The 16,190-nt window shown below is 68.4% G+C and carries 17 protein-coding genes and 1 pseudogene; 6 read left to right on the forward strand and 12 right to left on the reverse strand.

Annotated elements, in window-relative coordinates; genetic code table 11:
- Positions 1–117: 117 nt before the first annotated feature.
- Positions 118–2,319, reverse strand: coding sequence for a M3 family metallopeptidase (locus ARC20_RS04695; protein WP_057645095.1), 2,202 nt, complete (start codon positions 2,317–2,319; stop codon positions 118–120).
- An 89-nt stretch (positions 2,320–2,408) separates the two neighbouring features.
- Entirely contained in the window at positions 2,409–2,999 is a 591-nt protein-coding gene (locus tag ARC20_RS04700; RefSeq protein WP_057645101.1) for a hypothetical protein, read from the reverse strand.
- Positions 3,000–3,116: 117 nt separating this feature from the next.
- On the opposite strand from ARC20_RS04700, the gene ARC20_RS04705 reads away from it, so the two are divergent.
- Positions 3,117–3,599, forward strand: a complete 483-nt coding sequence (locus ARC20_RS04705; RefSeq protein WP_057645150.1) for a glutathione peroxidase — start codon at positions 3,117–3,119, stop codon at positions 3,597–3,599.
- Positions 3,586–4,044, forward strand: a complete 459-nt coding sequence (locus ARC20_RS04710) for a hypothetical protein (RefSeq protein WP_146165830.1) — start codon at positions 3,586–3,588, stop codon at positions 4,042–4,044. Before ARC20_RS04705 ends, ARC20_RS04710 begins: the two co-directional genes overlap by 14 nt.
- Here ARC20_RS04710 and ARC20_RS04715 read toward each other — a convergent pair.
- The 7 genes from ARC20_RS04715 to ARC20_RS04745 all read right to left on the reverse strand — a co-directional run bounded on the left by ARC20_RS04715 (position 4,011) and on the right by ARC20_RS04745 (position 10,949).
- Positions 4,011–4,790, reverse strand: coding sequence for a ferredoxin--NADP reductase (locus ARC20_RS04715; protein ID WP_057645106.1), 780 nt, complete (start codon positions 4,788–4,790; stop codon positions 4,011–4,013). The genes ARC20_RS04710 and ARC20_RS04715 overlap by 34 nt on opposite strands.
- Before the next feature lie 264 nt (positions 4,791–5,054).
- Positions 5,055–6,248: a PQQ-dependent sugar dehydrogenase gene (locus tag ARC20_RS04720; RefSeq protein WP_081418030.1), complete on the reverse strand. Its 1,194-nt coding sequence runs from the start codon at positions 6,246–6,248 to the stop codon at positions 5,055–5,057.
- Between the two features lie 28 nt (positions 6,249–6,276).
- Positions 6,277–8,136, reverse strand: coding sequence for an ABC transporter ATP-binding protein (locus ARC20_RS04725; protein WP_057645109.1), 1,860 nt, complete (start codon positions 8,134–8,136; stop codon positions 6,277–6,279).
- Between the two features lie 49 nt (positions 8,137–8,185).
- Positions 8,186–8,518, reverse strand: a complete 333-nt coding sequence (locus ARC20_RS04730) for a BON domain-containing protein (RefSeq protein WP_161809469.1) — start codon at positions 8,516–8,518, stop codon at positions 8,186–8,188.
- A gap of 70 nt (positions 8,519–8,588) precedes the next feature.
- Complete coding sequence (locus ARC20_RS04735; protein ID WP_081418031.1) at positions 8,589–9,479, reverse strand: dimethylarginine dimethylaminohydrolase family protein; 891 nt, start codon at positions 9,477–9,479, stop codon at positions 8,589–8,591.
- Between the two features lie 87 nt (positions 9,480–9,566).
- Entirely contained in the window at positions 9,567–10,007 is a 441-nt protein-coding gene (locus ARC20_RS04740; RefSeq protein ID WP_057645114.1) for a carboxymuconolactone decarboxylase family protein, read from the reverse strand.
- Between the two features lie 84 nt (positions 10,008–10,091).
- Positions 10,092–10,949, reverse strand: coding sequence for an RNA polymerase sigma-70 factor (locus ARC20_RS04745; RefSeq protein WP_057645116.1), 858 nt, complete (start codon positions 10,947–10,949; stop codon positions 10,092–10,094).
- A gap of 102 nt (positions 10,950–11,051) precedes the next feature.
- On the opposite strand from ARC20_RS04745, the gene ARC20_RS04750 reads away from it, so the two are divergent.
- The 3 genes from ARC20_RS04750 (at position 11,052) to ARC20_RS04760 (ending at position 13,687) form a co-directional block, all read left to right on the forward strand.
- Positions 11,052–12,575 carry a fumarate hydratase gene (locus ARC20_RS04750; protein ID WP_057645119.1) on the forward strand — a complete coding sequence of 508 codons (1,524 nt, stop codon included), beginning with the start codon at positions 11,052–11,054 and terminating at the stop codon, positions 12,573–12,575.
- A gap of 76 nt (positions 12,576–12,651) precedes the next feature.
- Entirely contained in the window at positions 12,652–13,008 is a 357-nt protein-coding gene (locus ARC20_RS04755; protein ID WP_081418032.1) for a hypothetical protein, read from the forward strand.
- Positions 13,009–13,051: 43 nt separating this feature from the next.
- Complete coding sequence (locus ARC20_RS04760) at positions 13,052–13,687, forward strand: glutathione S-transferase family protein (protein WP_057645125.1); 636 nt, start codon at positions 13,052–13,054, stop codon at positions 13,685–13,687.
- A 3-nt stretch (positions 13,688–13,690) separates the two neighbouring features.
- Here ARC20_RS04760 and ARC20_RS04765 read toward each other — a convergent pair whose 3' ends face one another.
- Together ARC20_RS04765 and ARC20_RS04770 are read right to left on the reverse strand one after the other, a co-directional pair.
- On the reverse strand, positions 13,691–14,815 hold the full coding sequence (locus ARC20_RS04765; protein ID WP_057645128.1) for a phospholipase A: 1,125 nt from the start codon (positions 14,813–14,815) through the stop codon (positions 13,691–13,693).
- An 83-nt stretch (positions 14,816–14,898) separates the two neighbouring features.
- Positions 14,899–15,384 (reverse strand): DUF456 domain-containing protein, encoded by a 486-nt coding sequence (locus ARC20_RS04770; RefSeq protein WP_057645130.1) that lies wholly within the window; start codon positions 15,382–15,384, stop codon positions 14,899–14,901.
- Positions 15,385–15,627: 243 nt separating this feature from the next.
- Between ARC20_RS04770 and ARC20_RS04775 the strand changes: the two genes are divergently transcribed.
- The gene (locus ARC20_RS04775) at positions 15,628–15,837 is read left to right on the forward strand and encodes a cold-shock protein (RefSeq protein WP_057645133.1); all 210 of its coding nucleotides are present in this window, start codon (positions 15,628–15,630) and stop codon (positions 15,835–15,837) included.
- Between the two features lie 71 nt (positions 15,838–15,908).
- Here the strand turns inward: ARC20_RS04775 and ARC20_RS04780 are convergent.
- Positions 15,909–16,190 (reverse strand): annotated as a pseudogene (locus ARC20_RS04780) (glycine zipper 2TM domain-containing protein); the annotation flags it as partial.

Genomic DNA, 16,190 nt, shown 5'->3' on the forward strand with positions numbered 1-16,190 from the left:
CGCCGAACCTTCCGCGGCGCTTTCGCGACCCTTCGCGCGCCCCACCCAACAGCAACCCCGCAAACAAAAAAGGCCGCCCCGAAGGGCGGCCTTTTCTTCAAGCAAAGCAGCAGGACCTTACTTCCCAGCCGGCGCAGCCGCCTCGCCCCCGCTGGTCAGCCCGCGCTTCTCGAGCAGCGGCTCGATCTGCGGCGCATGGCCGGCGAAGTTCTGGAACAGCTGCATCGCATCCACGCTGCCGCCCTTGGACAGCAGCGTCTTGCGGAAGTGGTCGCCGTTCTCGCGGCTCAGGCCACCGTGCTCGCGGAACCACTGCTGCGTGTTCGCGTCCAGCACCTCGGACCAGATGTACGCGTAATAGCCCGCCGCATACCCGCCCATGATGTGGCTGAAGTACGGCGTGCGGTAACGCGGCGGCACCGGCGCATAGGCGATGCCATCGGCGGCCAGCGACTGCACCTCGAACGGCATCACGCCGGCCGCGTCCGGCACCTTGTCGGCCGACAGCTGGTGCCAGTTCTGGTCCAGCATCGCCGCGCCCAGGTACTCGGTCGTTGCGAAGCCCTGGTTGAACTTCGACGCCGCCACCACCTTGTCCAGCAGCGCCTGCGGCATCGCCGCACCGGTCTGGTAGTGCTTGGCGTAGTGCTGCAGGATCGACGGATAGTCGGCCCACATCTCGTTCACCTGCGACGGGAACTCCACGAAATCGCGCGGCACGCTCGTGCCCGAGAAGTACGGGTACTTCACGTCCGAGAACATGCCGTGCAGCGCATGGCCGAACTCATGGAACATCGTCGTCACTTCATCCCACGTCAGCAGCGTCGGCTGGCCGGCCGGCGGCTTGGGGATGTTGAGGTGGTTGGCCACCACCGGCCGGTCACCGGTCAGCGCCGACTGCGACACGTACGAGTTCATCCAGGCGCCACCGCGCTTGGAAGCACGCGCGTACGGATCGTGGATGAAGATCGCCAGCTGCTTGCCGTCCGCGTCGAACACGTCATAGATGTAGATGTCGTCGCGGTACTTCGGCAGGTCGTGGCGCTCCTTGAAGGTCAGGCCGTATTCCTGGTTGGCGGCATAGAAAACGCCGTTCTCCAGCACGTTCTTGAACTCGAAGTACGGCTTGAGCTGCGATTCGTCGAAGTTGTACTTCGCCTGGCGCACCTTCTCGCTGTAGAACGCCCAGTCCCACGGCTCCAGCTTGAAGGTCGGCTTGCGCGCGGCCTTCTGCTCGGCGTCGATCATCTTCTGCAGGTCGGCCGCCTCGCGCTTGGCGTTGGCCACCGCCGGCGGGGCCAGCTGGCCCAGCATCGCGTTGACCGCTTCGGGCGTCTTGGCGGTCTGGTTTTCCAGCGAATACGCCGCGTAGGTCGGGAAGCCCAGCAGCTTCGCCTTGTCGGCGCGCAGCTTCATGATGCGCGCGACCAGCGCGGTGTTGTCGAACTCGCCGCCGTGGCTGCCGCGGTTCACCGAGGCCTCGAAGATGCGCTGGCGCAGTTCGCGGTTCTTCAGCTGCGCCAGCGGCGGCTGGCCGGTGGTGTTGAGCAGGGCGATGACGTACTTGCCGTCGAGCTTGCGCGCCTTGGCCGCTTCGGCGGCGGCGGAGATCTGCTCCTCGGACAGGCCGTCGAGCTGCTTGACGTCATCCACCACGACGGCGGCGGCGTTCACCTCGGCCAGCACGTTCTGGCTGAACTGCGTGCCCAGGCGCGCCATCTCGGCGTTCATCGACTTCAGCGTCGCCTTGTCGGCGTCGGAGAGCTTGGCGCCATCGCGCACGAAATCGGTGTAGTACTTCTCGACCAGGCGCACGCCTTCGGCGTCCAGGTCCAGCGTATCGCGCTTGTCGTACAGCGCCTGGATACGCGCGAACAGCTTGCCGTTGAGCGAGATCGCATCGCGGTGCGCGGCGAACTTCGCCGAGTAGTCGGCCTGCAGCTGCTTGCGGGTGTCGTTGGTGTCGGTGCCTACCAGGTTGAAGAACACCGTGGTGGCGCGGTCCAGCACCTGGCCGCTCTTCTCCAGCGCGATGATCGTGTTGTCGAAGGTCGGCTTGGCCTTGTTGTTGGCGATGGCCTCCACTTCCTTGAGCTGCTGCGCCATGCCGGCATCGAAGGCGGGGGCGAAGTCGCTGTCCTGGATCTTGTCGAACTGCGGGTAGTGCAGCGGCAGCGGGCTTTCGCTGAAGAACGGGTTGGCCGAGGCCGGGGTGGCGGCAGTGGCGGCGGTAGCGCTCATGGCATCGAGGGCGTTGGCGAAGGCGGGAGTGGTCGCGCCGAGGGCGACGGCCAGGGCCAGGGCAAGGCGGGTGGTCAAGGAGGACTCCTCACAGAATACGGAATCCCCGAGGCTACCCGATGCCCCGGGCCGGCCGCCCGTGACGAAAGACATGCGACATACCGGTTCTACAGCACTTCGAACTGGCGGACGATGAAGAGCAGCTGGTAGGCCAGCCCGGCCAGGGCGAATACCGCGTGGTAGGTGGCGTTGCGGGTGGCGAGGGCGATCAGGCTGAATGCGTCGAAGGCCAGGTCGCGCGCGAGCATTTCCGGGGCCAGCGCGGCGAAATAGGTGGCGCCCTTGATGCGGGTGTCGGCCAGGTCGATCACGTAGGCCAGCGCGAGCAGGCCGAAGAACCAGGCCCGGCGCTGGTAGAAGTAATCGCGCCAGTCGGCGTATTCGTCGATGTTTTCCGGCAGCACCAGCGTGCACAGCAGGTACAGCAGCAGGGCGTAGAGGGTGACGAACAGGTAGAGGTTGAACGTCCACTGGGTCACCAGGCTGAGCCGGTATTCCCACCACCAGAACGAGAGCAGGTACAGGAACATCGACCCGGCCCAGACCAGGTGCACCCAGTACACGCGCTTGCGGCCGGGGTGTTCGATGATGCGCGCGAGCTGGCGCAGCAGGTGGGTCAGGCCCAGGCCGACCACCATGCCCAGCACGATGCGCATGTGGATGAAGCCCTGCGACAGCGCATCGACGGACGTGGCCATGCCCGGTTTCCACGAAGGACCCGTGCCGATGGTGTGCCGGGCCGGGCGGCAATTCAAGCCGGCGCGCACGCGGCGGCGGCCTGGATTATGCTGGCCGTGCAGATGCAGGGGGATGCAGTGACCACCGTCTACGATTTCAGCTACCACGACAGCGCGGGCGTGCGCCATCCGCTGTCCGCGTATCGCGGCCAGGCGTTGCTGCTGGTGAACGTGGCCTCGCGTTGCGGCTTCACGCCGCAGTACACCGGGCTGCAGGCGCTGTGGCGCGAGTACCGCGAGCGCGGCCTGGTGGTGATCGGCTTTCCGTGCAACCAGTTCGGGGCGCAGGAGCCGGCCAGCGACGAGGCGATCCGCATGTTCTGCGCGCTCGAATACGACGTGGATTTCCCGCTCTCGCGCAAGATCGAGGTCAACGGCGACGGCGCCGACCCGCTGTGGCAATGGCTGCGGCGCGAACGTCGTGGACTGTTGGGCACCACGCGGGTGAAGTGGAACTTCACCAAGTTCCTCGTCGATCGCGAGGGCGCGGTGCGCGCGCGGTTCTCACCGACCACCAGGCCCCAGGCGCTCGCCACGCGGATCGAGCATGTGCTGCGTTGAGTCGACGTGGGCGGCGGGCGAGTGTCGCCTGGCGTTCCGGGCGATGGGCAGCGCGTTGCGCGTGGAGATCAGCGGGGTCACCGACACCCATCAATCGCGGCTGGCCTGCTGGACGCGGCTGACCGAGGAAGCGGCACGCTGCCAGGCCAGCGGCGTGCTGGCGGTGGATGCGCGCGAGGGCACGCTGGCCTCGCCGGGGCAGTGGCACGACGTGCTGGCGTCGCTGGACATCGATGCGCTGCGCACGATGCCGCTGGCGTTCGTGGGGCGCTGGCCGCGCTATACGGAGCTGGAGGTGTTGAACCTCTCGCTGATCGAGCGCGGGTTCCGGGCGCAGGTGTTCGACGACGAGGCCGCCGCCGAACGCTGGTTGCGCTATGGCGAGCACGGGGGCGCGTGGCCCCCGGGCGATCACTTCTCGACGAAGGCGCGTTCGAACACGTAGTGGCCGGGCTGGCCGATGCGCGGCGAGGCCTGGAAGCCCCGCGCGTCGAGCACGGTGCGCAGGTCGGCGAGCATCTGCGGGCTGCCGCAGATCATGAAGCGATCGTTGGCGACATCCAGCGGCGGCAGGCCGAGGGTGCGCTGCATTTCGCCGTTTTCCATCAGCTCGGTGAGGCGGCCGCGGTTGGGGAAGTCCTCGCGGGTCACCGCCGGGTAGTAGAGCAGCTTGTCGCGCAGGGTGTCGCCGAGGAACTCGTGCTCGGGCAGGTCCTTTTCGAAGTAGCCGCGGTAAGCAAGGTCCTTCACGAAGCGCACGCCGTGGGTGAGGATCACCTTGTCGAAGCGTTCGTAGGTTTCCGGGTCCTTGATGACCGACAGCCACGGGGCCAGGCCGGTGCCGGTGCCGAGCAGGTAGAGGTGGCGGCCGGGGTGCAGGTCGGAGATGAGCAGGGTGCCGGTGGGCTTCTTGCCGACCAGGACCTGGTCGCCGGGCTTGATGTGCTGCAGGCGCGAGGTCAGCGGGCCGTTGGGCACCTTGATGCTGAAGAATTCGAGCTGTTCTTCCCAGTTGGCGCTGGCGATGGAATAGGCGCGCAGCAGCGGGCGGGTTTCCGTCTCCAGGCCGATCATGACGAACTGGCCGTTCTCGAAGCGGAAGCCGCTGTCACGGGTGGTGGTGAAGCTGAAGTAGTCGTCGGTCCAGTGCCGGACCTCGAGCACCGTTTCGGCGCCGAAAGCGGAAGACATGCCGGGGAGTTCTTATGGGGGAATCCGTACCAATTCTACCCCAAATGCGAGCGGCTCTCATTGGGGTGGGTTTTTCGGGGCATTGGTCGGCTGGCCGGCTGGGCTGCACGGCCCGCGGGGGCGAAGCGCTTTCGGGACACGCCGTGTACCCATCCATGGGGGCTCGTCGGCGACATCCATGTCGCCAACGGTCCCGAAAGCGCTTCGCCCCTGCGGACCCCTCGCATCAGCTCGACCGGATGACACAAGCCAAGGCGCGTGCCTTCATGCCTTTGGCGGCTCGATCTGCAGGAGTTGGCCCTGCTCTTCGTCCGTCAGGACGTAGACCTTGCCGTCCGCGCCCACGCGCACGTCGCGGATGCGTTGTTCCAGTTCGCCCAGCAGGCGCTCTTCGCCGGTGATGCGCTCGCCGTCCAGGGTCAGGCGGATGAGGTTGCGCTCGGCCAGCGAGCCGAGGAAGAGGCTGTCGTTCCAGGCGCTGCCCGCATGGCCGGTGTAGAACGCCATGCCGCTCACGCCCGGGGATTTGGGCCAGTAGTGGTAGGGCTGTTCCAGGCCTTCGCGGGATTGGCCGACGGATTCGGAAATCGGTTGGCCGGAGTAGTCGATGCCGTAGGTGATCAGGGGCCAGCCGTAATTCTTGCCCGGCTCGGGCAGGTTGATCTCGTCGCCACCCCGCGGGCCGTGCTCGCTCTCCCACAGCTTGCCGCTGCGCGGGTCGAACGCCAGGCCCTGCGAGTTGCGGTGGCCGTAGCTCCAGATCTCCGGGCGCGCGCCGTCCTGGGACACGAACGGGTTGTCCGCCGGGACGCTGCCGTCGAGGTTCAGGCGCACCAGCTTGCCCTGCAGCTTGTCCAGCTGCTGGGACATCATCCGCATCGTGCGCTCGCCCTGGCTGATGAAGACATGGCCCTGGCCATCGAACGCCAGGCGCGAGCCGAAGTGGTTTTCGGCGTCCACCTTCGGCAGCTGGCGGTAGATCACCTGCACCTGTTCGAGGCCGGCGTCGCCGAGCACGCCGCGCGCCACCGCGGTGCCGGCCAGCACGCCTTCGCCCGGTTCGGCGTAGCTCAGGTAGACATGGCGGCTCTGGGCGAAGTCCGGGGCGAGGGCGATATCAAGCAGGCCACCCTGGCCGCGCGCATACACCGCCGGCACGCCGGCCAGTGGCGCCGAGACGCTGCCGTCTGCGCCGATGCGGCGCAGCGCGCCGCTGCGTTCGGTGACCAGGAAGCCGCCGTCGGGCATCAGGGCCAAACCCCACGGATGGTCCAGGCCGGTGGCGAGTTCGCGGACCTGGATCTGCCCGGCCTGGCTCGGCAATGGGCGCGGGGTGGCGGCCTCGGCGCTGCGGGCGCTGGGCGTGGCGGCGGTGTCGGCGTCGTGCTTGCCGCAGCCGGCGAGCAGGGCCAGGCCGAGGGCGAGCGGGAGGAGCAGGGGGCGGGCGGCCTGGGTCATGCGGTAAACCTCGGGTCGTCGGGAAGGCTCAACGATAGCCAGCGGCCTGCAGTTCGAACAGCTCCGCGTAACGGCCGCCCTCGGCCATCAGCTGTTCGTGGGTGCCGGCCGCTTCGAGGCGGCCGTTGGCCAGCACCAGGATGCGGTCGGCCATGCGCACGCTGGAGAAGCGGTGCGAGATCAGTACGGCGGTGCGTTGCGAGGACAGGTCCTTGAAACGCTGGAACACCTCGTACTCGGCGCGCGCGTCGAGCGCGGCGGTGGGTTCGTCGAGGATCATCACCTGTGCATCGCGCAGGTAGGCGCGTGCGATGGCGATCTTCTGCCACTGTCCGCCGGAGAGGTCCACGCCGCTCTTGAAGCGGCGGCCGATCAACTGTTCATAGCCATGCGGCAACGCGTCGATCACCTCGTCGGCCAGCGCGCGGCGCGCGGCGGCCTCGATGCGCGGCTGGTCGTCCATCGCCTCGACCCGGCCCACGCCGATGTTCTCGCCCGCGCTCAGGTGGTAGCGCACGAAGTCCTGGAAGATCACGCCCATGTTGGCGCGCAGGTCGTCCAGGTCGTAGTCGCGCAGGTCGCGGCCGTCGAGCAGGATGCGGCCTTCGTCCGGGTCGTAGAGCCGCGCGAGCAGCTTCACCAGTGTGGTCTTGCCGGCGCCGTTTTCGCCCACCAGCGCCAGTACCTCGCCGGCACGCAGCTCGAAGTCCAGGTGCCGCACCGCCCATTGCCCGGCGTCCGGGTAGCGGAAGCCGACGTTCTCGAACACGAAGCCGCGGGTGATCGGCCGGGGTACCGGCACCGCGTCCGGGCGCGAGGCGATTTCCGGTTCGATGGCGAAGAACGAGAACAGGTCGTCCAGGTACAGGGCCTGCCCGGCCACCTGCGAAAAGCCGATCAGCAAGCCCTCCAGCAATTGGCGCAGGCGCAGGAAGCTGCCGGCGAGGAAGGTCAAATCGCCGATGCTGAAATCGCCGCGGATGGTGCGCCAGGCGATGTACGCATAGGCGACGTAGTAGCCGAGCGTGCCCAGCGCCGCGAGCAGCGTGCCCCACAGTGCGCGGCGGCGTGCCAATGCGCGGTTGGCGAAGTAGTAGCGTTCGGCCAGTTGCCGGTAGCGCTCCACCAGGAAACGGTGGAGGTTGAAGATCTTCACTTCCTTGGCGGTCTCGACGCTGGCGCCGACCTGGCGCAGGTAATCGAGCTGGCGCCGCTCCGGCGTCCACTGGTAGTTGAGCGAATAGCCCAGCGCGTTGAAGTGCGATTCGCCCACGAACGCCGGCACCAGCGCCACCGCGAGCAGCGCGATCAGCCAGGGCGCGTACACCAGCAGGCCGATGGCGAAGCTGGCCACGGTGATGGCGTCCTGCACCTGGCCGAACAGCTGGCTCATCAGGTTCATGCGGCCCATGCTCTGGCGCCGCGCGCGGTCCAGGCGGTCCTGCAGTTCGGGGTCTTCGAAGTCCTCCAGGTCCAGCAGCGCGGCGTGCTCCATCAGGCGCACGCTGGTGGCGTTGTTGAACAGCTCCGAGAGCAGGTTGTCGGCGTAGGCCACCAGCCGGCCGAGCAGGTCCGAGCCGATCGCCAGCCCCAGTTCCAGCGCCAGCAGGGTGAGCAGGTGGTCGAGCTGGCCGCTGGCCAGCGCCGTGCCGAGGTCGTGCAGGCCCGGCGTGCCGCCGGCCAGGCGGATCGCCTCGTCGATGATCAGCTTGCCGATGTACAGCGTGGCCACCGGCATCAGCGCGCGCACCAGGCGCAGGCCGAGGCTGGACAGGGTCAGCCCGGGGCTGGTCTGCCAGATCTGGCGCAGGAACGGCGGCAGGTTGCGCAGGGCATGGAAGCGTTCGCGCAGGCTGGGCTGGCGCGCCGGTGCGGCGGGAGGACTCATGCGGGAATTCTCGCCCCGCGGCGGGGCGAGCGGAACCGGGGCGCGACGATCAGCCGTCTTCTTCCAGGTCGAATTCGGCCGTCGAGCCCGGGCCGCCCTGGTGGTCGGCGCCGCGCACGGCCTGGCCCGGCGGGCCGAAGGAGGCGCTGCCGTCGTCCACGTTGAGCAGGTTGCGCACGCCGGCCACGCCCGGCAGCGTGGCCACCAGCCGCTCGGCGCGCTGCTTCATCGCGCGCTCGGGGACGTCGCCGCTGAGCAGGACGTGGCCATCCTGCACCTGGATGAGGATTTCGCCGGCGTCGATGTCGGCCTCGTCGGCCAGCGCGCGGATGACGTCGTCGACCAGCCGCTGGTCGGGAATCGGGGCGTTTGAAACGGACATGGCCATCCCTGCTCGAGGTGAAGACCGCCATGCTGTGCCCGCCGTCGTGACGACGGCGGCAAGGAAGCGCTTACTCGTCCAGGCGCAGGGTCAGGCACTTGGCCGCGCCGCCGGACTTGAGGAATTCGTCCAGCGGGGTCTCGACGGTGCGGTAGCCCCAGGCGGCCAGCGCCTGGCGCAGCGCCGGGCTGGCGCGGTTGAGCACGATGGCATCGTCCAGGTCCACCGCGTTGCAGGCGAAGGCCAGCGCGTCGGCTTCCTCGACGGCGATGCGCATGTGCGCCGGGATCCGCGAGGCGATGCGCGACTGGGCGATCTCGTCGAAGGCGGCCGGGTAGTACAGCAGGCGGCCATCGCGCAGCGGGCAGAAGCAGGTGTCCAGGTGGTAGAAGCGCGCATCGACCAGCCGCAGCGGCACCACGTCCACGTCGAGCATGCGCTCCAGTTCCGGCGCGACGGCGGCGTCGGAGCGGTGGCCGTGGCCCATCCACAGCAGCCGGCGCTGGCCACGGTCGAACAGCGCATCGCCGGCGCCCTCGAAGTGCAGCGGCTCGGGCAGCGGACGGATGCGGTAGCCGGCGCGGCGGAACCAGTCGATGCACAGCGGCTCCTCGCCGCGGCGTTCGGCGTGGCGGAAGCGGCTGGGCACGAAGGTGTTGCCTTGCACCAGGCCGGCGTTGGCGGTGAACACCAGGTCCGGCAAGCCGGGGGCCGGGGCGAGCAGGTCCACCTCGGCGTGCGCGGCCAGCTGGGCCTGCAATGCCTGCCACTGGCTGGTCGCGCGCGCGGGGTCGGTGTCGTGGACGTGGCCGGCCATCCACGGGTTGATGACGTAATCCACCGCGAAGTATTCCGGCGCGCAGAGCAGCAGGCGGTGGCGCACCGCGGGGCTGTCGTCGTTGGCGGCCAGGGGCAGGGTGACTTCGCCGGCGAACACCGGCAGGCCGTGCTTGTCGTCCATCGTGCAACTCCGCGGGGGGCAGGGAACGCAGACCGTAGCGGTGGCGTGTTGCACGCAGGTGTCCGGCACGGCCGGCCGGCGGGCCGCTTACGGCAGCTCGGGCTGCAGGCCCACGCCCAGGCGGTTCCAGGCGTTGATCAGCGCGACGGCCATGGTCACCTCGGCGATTTCCTTGTCGTCGAAGTGCGCCTTGAGCGCCTCGTAGGTCGCATCGGCCGGCGCGCCGTCGGGCAGGCGGGTGAGCGCTTCGGCCCAGGCCAGCGCGGCGCGTTCGCGCGCGTCGAAGAAGCGGCTGTCATGCCAGCCGGCGACGGTGTCCAGCTTGCGCTGCTCCACCCCGGCCTTGCGCAGCGCGGTGGAGTGCATGTCCATGCAGTAGGCGCAGCCGTTGATCTGCGAGACGCGCAGGAACAGCAGCTCGGCCAGTTCGGCGCCGATGCTGCCGGCATGCACCTGCATGCTGGCGGTGGACAGGCCCTTGAAGGCGGTAGGCAGGTGCTGGGTGTAGTCGACGCGATGGAAGTTCATGGATATCTCCTTGGCAGCGGCCACGGTGGCCGCTTTCGATATCCAGGACGCGCCAGCGCGAAGGCGCGTGACAGATGCGTGCGATCAGGCCGGCGGGAGTTTGTCCGGGTTCATCAGCGTCAGCAGTTCGACGATGCGATCGCCGTCGATCACCGCCAGCGTGGCCGAATGCAGCCGGCCGTCCGGGTGGTGGCGCAGGATCGCCGGCTCGCCGTTGACCATGCCCAGGCGCGCCTGCAGCCCCAGCCCGCGCCGCGCCACCGCCCAGTACAGGCGGGCGATGCGTTCGGCGCCGAGCAACGGGCGCAGCGTGGCGGTGACCTTGCCGCCGCCGTCGGAGACCAGCCGCGCGTTGCTGTCCAGCAGCGCGGTAATCGCGCCGGTATCGCCGGACTGCGAGGCGTCCATGAAGCGCGCCAGCAGTTCGCGATGACGGGCGCGCGGCACTTCGAAGCGCGGCCGCTCGGCCTGCAGCCGGGTGCGCGCACGGTGTACCAGCTGCCGGCAGTTGGCCTCGCTGTGGCCGAGCAGTTCGCCGATGCGGGCGTAGTCGTAGTCGAAGGCATCCTTGAGCAGGAACGCGGCGCGTTCTTCCGGGCCGAGCCGCTCCAGCACCGCCAGCAGCGCCAGCGAGACCTGTTCGGCCTGCTCGCGGCGCTGTTCGGGGCCGGGCTCCTCGCTGATCTCCAGCGGCTCGGGCAGCCACGGGCCGATGTAGTGGCGGCGGGCGGTACGCGCGGCGCGCAGGCGGTCCAGCCCCAGCCGGGTGGTGGCGGTGACCAGCCACGCTTCCGGGTCCTGGATCGCCGCCCGGTCGCTGCCGTGCCAGCGCAGCCAGGCGTCCTGCACGACGTCCTCGGCCTCGGCGCGGGCGCCGAGCAGGCGGTAGGCCAGGCTGAACAGACGGGGGCGGTGCTGCTCGAAAAGGGGATCGGTGTTCATGCTCACCAGGACGGAACAGGGTGTGCCGGCGTGACAGGGGCGGCCGCGGGGCCACTTTGCCCTAAAATAGTCGGGTTTCCCCGCAAGCCTTCAGAGCCAGCCGTGACCTCGATCAAGCAGGAAGACCTCATCCAGAGCGTCGCCGACGCGTTGCAGTACATCAGCTACTACCACCCGGTCGACTACATCAAGAACCTGTCCGCCGCCTACGAGCGCGAACAGTCGCCCGCGGCCAAGGACGCGATCGCGCAGATCCTGATCAACTCGCGCATGTGCGCCGAGGGCCACCGCCCGATCTGCCAGGACACCGGCATCGTCACCGTGTTCCTCGAGATCGGCATGAACGTGCGCTGGGACGACGCCACGATGGGCGTGGAGGACATGGTCAACGAAGGCGTGCGCCGTGCCTACAACCACCCGGACAACAAGCTGCGCGCCTCGGTGCTGGCCGACCCGGCCGGCAAGCGCCAGAACACGAAGGACAACACCCCGGCGGTGGTCAACGTGAAGGTCGTGCCGGGCGATACGGTGGACGTGATCGTGGCGGCCAAGGGCGGCGGTTCGGAAGCCAAGAGCAAGTTCGCCATGCTCAACCCGTCCGATTCGATCGTCGACTGGGTGCTCAAGACCGTGCCGACGATGGGCGCCGGCTGGTGCCCGCCGGGCATGCTGGGCATCGGCATCGGCGGCACCGCCGAGAAGGCGATGCTGCTGGCCAAGGAGGCGCTGATGGAGCCGATCGACATCACCGAGCTGCAGCAGCGCGGCGCGTCCAACCGCGCCGAGGAACTGCGCCTGGAGCTGTACGAGAAGGTCAACGCGCTGGGCATCGGCGCGCAGGGCCTGGGCGGTCTGACCACCGTGCTCGACATCAAGGTCAAGGATTACCCGACCCACGCGGCCAACCTGCCGGTGGCGATGATCCCGAACTGCGCGGCCACCCGCCATGCGCATTTCACCCTGGACGGCAGCGGCGCGGTCGCGCTGGACCCGCCGTCGCTGGAAGACTGGCCCAAGCTCACCTACAACCCGCAGAACGCGCGCCGGGTGAACCTGGACACGATCACCCGCGAGGAAGTGGCGCAGTTCAAGCCCGGCGAAGTGCTGCTGCTCAACGGCAAGCTGCTCACCGGCCGCGACGCCGCGCACAAGCGCATGGTCGACATGCTCAACAAGGGCGAGAAGCTGCCGGTGGATTTCACCAACCGCTTCATCTACTACGTCGGCCCGGTGGACCCGGTGCGCGACGAGGTCGTCGGCCCGGCCGGCCCGACCACCGCCACGCGCATGGACAAGTTCACCCGCCAGATGCTGGAGCAGACCGGCCTGCTGGGCATGGTCGGCAAGTCCGAGCGCGGCGATGCGGCGATCGAGGCGATCCGCGACAACAAGGCGGTCTACCTGATGGCGGTGGGCGGTTCGGCCTACCTGGTGTCCAAGGCGATCAAGGCCAGCCGCGTGCTGGCGTTCGAAGACCTGGGCATGGAGGCGATCTACGAATTCGAGGTCAAGGACATGCCGGTGACGGTCGCGGTGGATTCGAGCGGCGAGTCGGTGCACAAGACCGGTCCGCGCGAATGGCAGGCGAAGATCGGCAAGATTCCGGTGGTGGTCGAGCCGGCGTAAGCCGTTTTGTCGTCGAAGCGAAGGGAAAGCCGGGGCATACTCCGGCTTTCTTCGTTTCAGGGAGCACGGAATGCGGATGCGCTGGATACAGGGATGCGCGTGGCTCGGGGTGCTACTGCTGGCGGGCTGCGCATCGCGAACCGACAACGGCGAACCGGCCTTCCTGCGTTCGCCCGAATACCGGCAATACCAGTCGGCCGACCAATGCTTCCAGCGCTGCGCCACCGGCTTCGACCAGTGCCAGGCCACCCCGCACGACCTGCCCACCTGCACCAGCCAGGCCACTTCGGGCAAACACGACCGCTGCGACCAGATCAGCGACCCGGCCAAGCGCAACAACTGCCTGGCGCAGGCGCTGGACTGCAGCGTGCGCGGGCCGGTGGATACCTGCTCGGAGCGTCGCGCGCAGTGCCTGCAGGGCTGCGGCAACTGACGCGCCGCGTACAATCGGCGGGCCCTTCCCGCCGGAGTCGTCGATGAGTGCCGTCCTGTACTACTCGCCCAGCACCGCCGCGCTGGTGGTCCATTGGCTGCTCATCGAACTGGACATCCCGCACGAGTTGCGCGCGCTGGATTTCGAACGGCGCGAGCAGAAATCGGCCGACTATCTGGCGCTCAATCCCGCCGGCGTGGTGCCCACGCTGGTGCTGGAGGGGCAGGTGCTCACCGAGGCGGCGGCGATCGTGATGCACCTGGCCGACCAGCACCCCGCCGCCGGCCTGGCCCCGGCGCCCGGCAGCGCGGCGCGGGCGGACTACTACCGCTGGATGTTCTGGTGCGCGAACACGCTGCAGCCGGCGTATCGCGCGTGGTTCTACCCGGACGAGCCGGCCGGGGCGGGCCACGAGCAGGCGGTGCGCACGCAAGCGCGTGCGGTGATCGAGCGCGCGTGGGACCGGCTGGAGGCGCACCTGGCCGCGCACGGTCCGTACCTGCTCGGCGCGCAGCCGAGCGCGGCGGATTTCATGATGACCATGCTGCTGCGCTGGTCGCGCAACATGCCGCGGCCGAGCGACGACTGGCCGGCGCTGCGCGCCTACGCGCGGCGGATGAAGGACCGGCCGGCCTTCGTGGAGACCTACCGGCGCGAAGGCATCACCGACTGGACCTGAGCCTCAGTACCACTCCAGCAGCGAGACGCCCACGCCGATGTAGGTCGCCTTGTGGTTGTAGTCGATCAGGCTCTCGCCATAGCCGTCGAACACCTGCACGTGGCCGCGCAGCAGGTTGGTGATCGGGAAGCCGTAGTCCAGCTGCAGCGCGCCGTGCGAGCGATCGCCGCCGCGCAGCGAGTGCCGCGCCATCAGCGAGACTTCGTGGCCGTTGCGGTTGTACACGAGCGTGGCGTCGCCGCGGCCCATGTAATCCTCGATGTCCGGGTTGTTGTCGTCGCTGCGGTCTTCCTTGATGCGGAACCACGGGCGCAGCATCAGCGCCCAGTTCTCGCGGTCCAGGCCGAAGTTGAGGATCACCCGGTTCCAGCTGCGCGAGAGCGGGTCGCTGCGGCCGTTGGACTGGTGGGTCAGCGCGATGCCGGTCATGCGACCGCGCCAGCCGAACAGGCCGTAGTTGTTGCGGAACACCAGCATCGCTTCCGGCTCGTAGTTGGTCTCGCGGAACGGGCGCGATTCCTCGGCGTTGTACGACTGCCAGCGCGAGCTCTGGGTGTAGCCCACCCAGATGTCGCCGTTGTCGTGGAAGACGTCTTCCACCACCTTGGTCTTGAAGCTGAGCTGGAACTTCAGCTCGGTGCTGTCCAGCGGCTGCGGGTCGGTCACCGTGTTGTTCGGGTTCGGCGAGCTCGGCGTCTCGTTGACCTTGCTGGTCCAGAACGCGGGCAGCAGGTACACCGGCTTGTAGGCGCGCAGCTGGAAGGTGCCGAGCTTGGAGTCCTTGGCCAGTTCCCAGCGGCTGTCGAGCAGCGAGCCGCGGCCGGCATTGGCCACGTTCGGGTCGTCGGCCTTGAAGATTTCCTTGGCCTGCTTGCGCTCCTCGCGGGTCTGCGCGCCGGCCAGGGTCTGGCGCTGGGCTTCGCGCGCGGCCTCGGCGGCGGCGTCGGCCTGGGCGGTGTCGGCCGCGGTGTAGCCGAGCGCGCGGTCGTAGCAGGCCAGGCGCATCGCGTCGCTGGAGATGGAGGTGCACGCCGACGGCGAGGCCGGGCTGGCGGTGGTCTCCTGCGCCTGCGCGGCCAGCGGGGCGGCGGCCAGGGCGAGCAGCAGGCAGGAATGAGGTCGGCTCATGGGGACAACGTGCTCCGTGCGGGGGATGGGGGCCGGCTGCGCAGAAAATACCCGATCGCGGGCATGCCGCGCTGCCGGCCCGCTCACAGGAACCATGCGAGCACGAAGAGGCCGAGCATGCAGAAGCCCAGCGCGAACTTGGACGCGGTGCCGAGCAGGATGCCCAGCCACGTCCCCAGCCCCACGCGCGTGGCATGGCCCAGGCGCCGGCTGTGCCAGTACTCGCCGACCCAGGCGCCGGCGAAGGGCCCGACGAACAGCCCGATCGGCAGGAAGAACAGGCCCACGATCGTCCCGATCGCCGAACCCCACAGCGCCCAGCCGCTGGCGCCCAATCGCTGCGCGCCATAGACCGTGGCCAGGAAGTCGATCAGGAAGGAGAGCGCGGTGAGCAGGCCGATCAATACCAGCGGAATCCATCCCACCCGCTCGAAGCCATCACCCCAGGCGGCCACCAGCAGGCCCAGGAATACCAGCGGCAGGCCGGGCAGGGCAGGCAGCAGCACGCCGGCAAAGCCGACCAGCACCAGCACCGCACCGATCAGGTAATAGATGAATGAAGGGTCCATGGCGTGTAGGGGAATCCGGAAATTAGGGGCGAATGGGGGTTGACATTATTGGTTTGGGGTGATTGACACGATGTTTTGGTCGGGTTAAGTTGCAGCCGCTGCGCTTGGCAAGGTCACCGTGAATCGTGGCCTGATGGGGCGATCCGCCAACAGTAGGGCCCTGTACCTCGCTTCTCTCCTTGCAACCAGCCACCCATTGCCGTCTAACCAATCCGATAAAAGCGTCGTCAGGGAGTAGTCGAGATGTCAGAGCGTGAGACCGGTACCGTCAAGTGGTTCAATGATGCCAAGGGCTTCGGCTTCATCAGTCGCGAAAACGGGGAGGACGTGTTCGTCCATTTCCGCGCGATCCAGATCCAGGGGTTCAAGAGCCTAAAGGAAGGGCAGAAGGTCAGCTTCACCGTGGTGCAGGGCCAGAAGGGCCTGCAGGCGGATGCGGTCCAGCCGGTCTGACGGCGCGGTCCCGAGCCCAGCAAAAAGGCCCGCTTGCGGGCCTTTTTGCATTTCCGGGGAAGGAGGCTGCCTCAGCGCAGCACGACCTTGCCGTTGACCACGCGCACGTAGGTGTTCTCGCGGATGCCGCCGAGGTCGCGCTGGTTGACCACGATGACCCGGCCGTCATCCATCTTGACCTGGATGTCGTAGGTATCGCTGGTCACGTTCTTCTGGATGGCGTTGCCGGCCACCGCGCCGGCACCGGCGCCGAGCACGGTGGAGACGTTCTCGTTGCCCTTGCTGCCGCCGGTCTCGTGGGAGATGGTGCGGCCGGCCACCGCGCCGACGATGCCGCCCAGCACCGCGCCGGC

This window comes from Stenotrophomonas panacihumi (assembly GCF_001431645.1).
Lineage (GTDB): Bacteria > Pseudomonadota > Gammaproteobacteria > Xanthomonadales > Xanthomonadaceae > Stenotrophomonas_A > Stenotrophomonas_A panacihumi.